We start from the raw sequence: 5269 nt of genomic DNA, 5'->3' as shown, positions 1-5269 counted from the left end.
CCTCAATTTAGGCAACATTTAAAAGATATTTTTTCTTTATCTAAAAGCTCTTTAAAATTCACAAGAAGAAATGAATTAGACTTACCAAATGTACCTAGAGATTTTACGCATTTCTATTTTCATAGTGAGCAAGCAATTCTTATCTATCTGATGCAAAAAAAAGATGAATACTTATCTCAAATTTTACCCCAAATAGCAAAAGGTGCAACGATTACCACTTTCTTGCTAAATATCATCTCTTCTAATGATATGTGTCAAAGATGCGGAGATACATTCTTCCGAGCAATAGAGGGAAAGAATGTAACAAATATATGGGGATCTCTTATAAATAAAGAGATACATATAATTCCTCCAGAAGGACTCCGTTTTTTCGTTGCATGTGTTGGCCTTCAAGCATATCCTGAGAATGGCATTATTTTAAGAGATAATGAAGGCCAAGAAATATGCAGTCTTTCTTCTGTAACAAGGGATGGTACAGATGAGGTTGGCATTGATTTATTAAGTTATCAATATCCTACAGTTGCGCAACATTATTTATCGGCACCGAAAAAGGAGTCCAAATCATGAAAAACTTATCAATCCTTTTATTATCAATTTTATTTTTAGTTTCTTCCCCTTTACTCCATGCAACCATGTTAGAGGAGCATAGAGACAGTCCTATACCTTCCGGATTTCAAGCAGGAGTACCCGCCGTGGCTGAGGATGATTTTATTGGCCAATTATTTCTTAAAAGATTACAACCATCTATAGGTAGTGTAGATATTTCTATACAACTTTTTCTGAACTTTAAAAAACTCATAGCTGAAGATAAATTGACTGCGGAAAATGAAGAGTTTCTCAAAAAAATATTAAAAGATGAAGATTTTGTAGCCATATCTAATCATGGATGGGAAGCTGAACACACCGAAGATACTAAGTTAACATTTATGTGTTTGCGTTTGGCAGCTATAGGAAATCGCATGACTGATCAAGATCAGTTAGCACATTATTATTTAGGCAAAAAAGACTATAAGAGTGCAGCAAGGTGGTATTTAACTTCGGCTCTCAACGGTAATTCCGATATTCTTGCTGTGCTTTATAGAATAGACGACGAAACAAGTATCCTTCAACACCTCACTTCTGAAGGCCTTCCACAAGCTATGGACATCCTTGAAGCTTATTGGAACAGCCAAGAGGCAGCGGATTGATCCGTAGGGGTTAAGCTTCGTTTTTACTGAAGAACTCTAAGAATGTTTATTGACAAGTTAAAAATTCTCCTCCTTGCCCTCCTGTTTACGGCAAGCCATCCCATTGGTACTTATGCCTGCGACGACCAAGTTCAAAGAGAAGATAAAAAAAGACCGCGACTAAAAATTACAGAAATTTCATCTACGACTTTTTCTTCTCCCGAAAATAGCGATGACGAAACTTCGGAAAAACCTCTCCGTAAAAATCCAAAACTACAAAAAGATGAAACACCTTCCAGGTCTGCGTCAATTGACGGGATTCTCTCTACTCAGCACTTAGTTTCCTCCCCTTTACTCCATGCAACTATGTTTGAGGAGCATAGAGACAGTCCTATACCTTTCGGATTTCAAGCAGGAGTACCCGCCGTGGCTGACGATGATTTTATTGGCCAATTATTTCTTAAAAGATTACAACCATCTATAGGTAGTGTAGATATTTCCATACTACTTTTTCTGAACTTTAAAAAACTCATAACTGAAGATAAATTGACTGCGGATAATGAAGACTTTCTCAGAAAAATACTAAAAGACGAAGATTTCATCACAATATCCAATCATGGATGGGAAGCAGGACATTCTGGGAATTATGACTTACAATTTGTATGCCTGCGCTTAGCCGCTATAAAAGACCTTATGGCTGACCAAGAAAAATTAGCCTACCATTACCTAGACAAAAAAGACTATAAGAGTGCCGCAAAATGGTATTTACGTTCTGCTCTTAACGGTAATTCCGATATTCTTTCTGAGCTCTATAGAATAAATGACGAAACACATATCCTTCAACATCTCACCTCTGAAGGCCTTCCACAAGCCATGACCATGCTTGAGGCTTATTGGAAAAGTCAAGAGGCAGCGGATTGATCCTTTTTATTGGTGAATCTTTACTTCATTGAAAAATTCTAGAGAAAAGGGATTTAAATCCCCTTTTTACCCCCGAATCTTCTCAAGCATAAAAGCAAAATCCTTCGTCTTTGATCCCCGAGACGAGCCAAACTCAAAAGCGTATGCATCTTTTAGGCACGCCCCAAAAATCCCCGCAATCGTTGAAATAATTCCCACGGCCTCACCAGGTAATTTACTTTGATAAAGGGCCAAAGCAACCAAACACGCAATCAACCCTAAAGCGGCTGCACACACCATAATATCTGCTCGATAATTATAACGCCCCACCGCCGCTAACGCCGAATCGCGGTGACGCGCCCCTTCCCGATCTTGGAGGAATGCTCGCTCCATATCATGGTCCAGTTTTGCGATCATTTTTTGAAACGTGAGAAGCAACTTTGGATCTTCTTGGATTTTCTTAACAGCCTCACTCGCCTCTTTGGTGTTGGCAACTTTCTTGGCTAAATCCACAACTTTGGCCGCCACCATTTGGGTTGAGGAAAGAGAATCATCAGACTGCGAAAACCATCTGGCAATCGTCGGCGCCATTTCAGCTAAAATCACGGCGGTTGCTGATAACGGAAGTGACATTTTAATTCCTTTCCTCAGAGGACTCTGACGCTAATTTGAAAAAAATATGCTGCCCGAGTTGAATCTTGGGTTTCTTTTGCTGACTCCAAGCGGGCGGCTTTGACATCGTGAGCGCATAATAATGATCACTCCCGTGGGTTAAGTCGGGCCATTGAGAGGTCGCAACGGATTCAGCCACCTGATGACAGAGGTGAAAGAGTCGATCTTGCTCAATCTGAGAAGACATGAGGAGAACTCGATTAGGATCTTGAGGGTTCCAACAAGAAAACTGAAAAGGTTTATGACAAATTTCTGTGATTGTTTTCCCATACCACGTTTTGGCTTTAAGCCGATTCATCACGACATTGCCAACAGCAATAAGAGCTGCGATCCCGCCGTCACGACGTCCATATTCTCCTCGAGCTTCCCCATAAATAGTCCGCGCCAAGATATCAATTTCTTCAAGATTATTTATTATTTCCATGGCTTATTCTCCAATCATTTGGTGATCGGAAAATCGATACCAGGCTTTACCATCCGCATAGATCGGCGAAACTTTTTCCACCTCAATCAATAAGCCCATCATTCCTGGATCCGCCGCAGGAAGGTTCGACGGAATGAATAAAGGCAACTTTGGAGGTAACGCCTCGCTCTGAGGAGGCTGCCATAAGACTTGCCAACACTCACGCTCTTGATCAAAATAATCGCTCTTATGGGCTTTCAAACATAAGTAGAGCGCTGACTCATGACGCACAAGATCATAAATGCCATAGTCTTGCAGCGCTTCCCATTCGCCCCTTCCCTGAAAATGAGGGATTGGAAGGCGCACACGCCCCACTGTTATTCCATGAAGTCCTTGGATGATAAGCTCATCACCTTCTAAAATGATCTGCGAAATACCTCCCTCTTGAGATTCCTGCGATTCTAAAACCGCAAGCCGCGTATCAAGATCTTTAAAGTTTTCATCCATCTCTTCTATTGTTAAAGGCGCACCCTTTTGAACTCGATAAATAAGTGTCATGGCGCTCTCCTATAAAGGTTTAAACGTAAGGGTAATATGATTGGTCGACGGATCAGGCTGCTCATACGCCATTGAGGTGTAAAGACAAGAATCGATTCCTTCGGCATCGTAAATCTTCAGACGAGCAGCGCCCGAAATCAACGCCCCGGCTAAAGACATCATGACCTCTCCTTTCACGGGGTCACAGAAGATCCATTCTTCCCCACCTTCTCGTCGAACACGGGGCGGAAGGATCCCCATTTGACGCAACTCTGAGGCTCGCAAAAGCTGTAAAGCCGTTGACTCATTTTCTCCTTGTTTAATCAGGGCAAAAATAGGCTCCATCTTCTTCAAGTCTAGGCCTCTTTTGAAATAACCGCCGTAAGCCAGTAAAGGATAGAGGCGCTCTCCCGTGACGCCATTTGGAGAGGTGGTCAACCAAAAATCACCCTGAGGAAACTCTTTTTGGTGCAACAAACTTTGCGATTGAAAAGCAAAATCTTTTCGGAAGATTTCTTGATCCATTTCAAGGCCAACCTTAAAATTATCTAACTTTTCTCCTTGAAAAATATAGGTCTTTGCGTCCTTTACATAATGACCAAATCCCTTATATTTCACCTGAATTGCCTGATAGCGAGCATCTTCACCCACCTCTTGGACATCCTCGAGTAACGCTTCTCGACGATAAAAAGATTGAGGCGTAAGCGTTCGTCCGGCCAACGTCAAATCCACTTGAGTTTTATGATCTTCAATCGGAACTGCTGACAGCGTCGCGTGAAGCGTAATATAATCTGGCCAAGAGCGCGCCTCCATTAGCTCGATTTCTTCCAAGTCTGAAGAGCCGCGTGAGGATAAAATTCCTCTTTCTGTGGCTTCATCATCCCCTGCCATTAGATAAGGCGCAGATGGATAAGGTGTTGCTAGTCTTGCTCGTATTTCTTTCTCAAAATTCATTTTTATTCTCCCTGTTTTGTTTATTTATCTGTTTAATCTTTGTGTGCCTTTCGACACTTTTTTCTTTCTTTTTTTTCTTTATCAAAACCTCTTATTGCTTAGTTTTGATGGTCTGAGGTCCCCTATGAGAGTTCCCTCGGATTTTGTTTATGAGGTTAACCGTGACGTCTTTCCTCAGCTTACGTTCTGCTTTTCCTATGTCATGTCCTTCTCCTTTCTTTGTTTATCGTCACCCTGATAAAATCTAAGGATCCTTCTTCTTCTTTCCGGATTTCAGTTTTCATCATGTTTATTCCTATTCATCCCTGGCGGATGACAAGCGAAAGGTTGCTATCCCTCTCGCTTCTTTCAAAGAGTGCTTTCACCACTCACTTGCCCTTCTCTTTGCAACCTATGGGTCTTCTCCAACGAGCTCTCCCGTTTCTTAATCTGCGTCATTCTCAATTCTTATTCAGGTCTCACCTATGAGACATGGCCTCTCTCTTTTTCGTCATTCTCGGGCGTGTCCCGAGAATCTCAAGCAGCCTATAGATCGAACCTGTCACCTTTCGATCTCTCCCAAACCTTTCCATCACGAATCGGTCCATCACCATTTCCTTTCACCACCATTCCCCACGTGCACCGTGCCTGTCACGCA

The 5269-nt window shown here is 41.9% G+C and carries 7 protein-coding genes; 3 read left to right on the top strand and 4 right to left on the bottom strand.

Annotated features, from left to right (window positions below):
• The 3 genes from J0H12_07625 to J0H12_07615 form a co-directional block, all read left to right on the top strand.
• Positions 1 to 567: hypothetical protein (locus tag J0H12_07625; protein ID MBN9413767.1), on the top strand; the 567-nt coding region annotated here is incomplete at its 5' end.
• Positions 564 to 1187, top strand: a complete 624-nt coding sequence (locus tag J0H12_07620) for a hypothetical protein (protein ID MBN9413766.1) — start codon at positions 564 to 566, stop codon at positions 1185 to 1187. The genes J0H12_07625 and J0H12_07620, both read left to right, overlap by 4 nt.
• Before the next feature lie 42 nt (positions 1188 to 1229).
• Positions 1230 to 2087: an SEL1-like repeat protein gene (locus tag J0H12_07615; protein MBN9413765.1), complete on the top strand. Its 858-nt coding sequence runs from the start codon at positions 1230 to 1232 to the stop codon at positions 2085 to 2087.
• Positions 2088 to 2153: 66 nt separating this feature from the next.
• Here the strand turns inward: J0H12_07615 and J0H12_07610 are convergent, their stop codons facing one another.
• Genes J0H12_07610 through J0H12_07595 form a run of 4 tightly spaced genes read right to left on the bottom strand, consistent with a single transcriptional unit; the run spans position 2154 to position 4632 of the window.
• Positions 2154 to 2699, bottom strand: coding sequence for a hypothetical protein (locus J0H12_07610; GenBank protein MBN9413764.1), 546 nt, complete (start codon positions 2697 to 2699; stop codon positions 2154 to 2156).
• Between the two features lies 1 nt (position 2700).
• A complete protein-coding gene (locus J0H12_07605; protein ID MBN9413763.1) occupies positions 2701 to 3162 on the bottom strand; it encodes a cell wall hydrolase in 462 nt (153 codons plus the stop codon).
• A gap of 3 nt (positions 3163 to 3165) precedes the next feature.
• A complete protein-coding gene (locus J0H12_07600) occupies positions 3166 to 3699 on the bottom strand; it encodes a hypothetical protein (protein ID MBN9413762.1) in 534 nt (177 codons plus the stop codon).
• A gap of 9 nt (positions 3700 to 3708) precedes the next feature.
• Positions 3709 to 4632: a hypothetical protein gene (locus J0H12_07595; GenBank protein MBN9413761.1), complete on the bottom strand. Its 924-nt coding sequence runs from the start codon at positions 4630 to 4632 to the stop codon at positions 3709 to 3711.
• Between the last annotated feature and the right edge of the window lie 637 nt (positions 4633 to 5269).

This window comes from Candidatus Paracaedimonas acanthamoebae (assembly GCA_017307065.1).
GTDB lineage: Bacteria > Pseudomonadota > Alphaproteobacteria > Caedimonadales > Caedimonadaceae > Paracaedimonas > Paracaedimonas acanthamoebae_A.
This window is presented reverse-complemented; position numbering and strand designations above follow the sequence as displayed.

Coding starts and splice junctions, on each gene's coding strand:
- J0H12_07620 (MBN9413766.1), top strand. CDS start 564: ATGAAAAACTTATCAATCCTTTTATTATCAATTTTATTTTTAGTTTCT.
- J0H12_07615 (MBN9413765.1), top strand. CDS start 1,230: ATGTTTATTGACAAGTTAAAAATTCTCCTCCTTGCCCTCCTGTTTACG.
- J0H12_07610 (MBN9413764.1), bottom strand. CDS start 2,699: ATGTCACTTCCGTTATCAGCAACCGCCGTGATTTTAGCTGAAATGGCG.
- J0H12_07605 (MBN9413763.1), bottom strand. CDS start 3,162: ATGGAAATAATAAATAATCTTGAAGAAATTGATATCTTGGCGCGGACT.
- J0H12_07600 (MBN9413762.1), bottom strand. CDS start 3,699: ATGACACTTATTTATCGAGTTCAAAAGGGTGCGCCTTTAACAATAGAA.
- J0H12_07595 (MBN9413761.1), bottom strand. CDS start 4,632: ATGAATTTTGAGAAAGAAATACGAGCAAGACTAGCAACACCTTATCCA.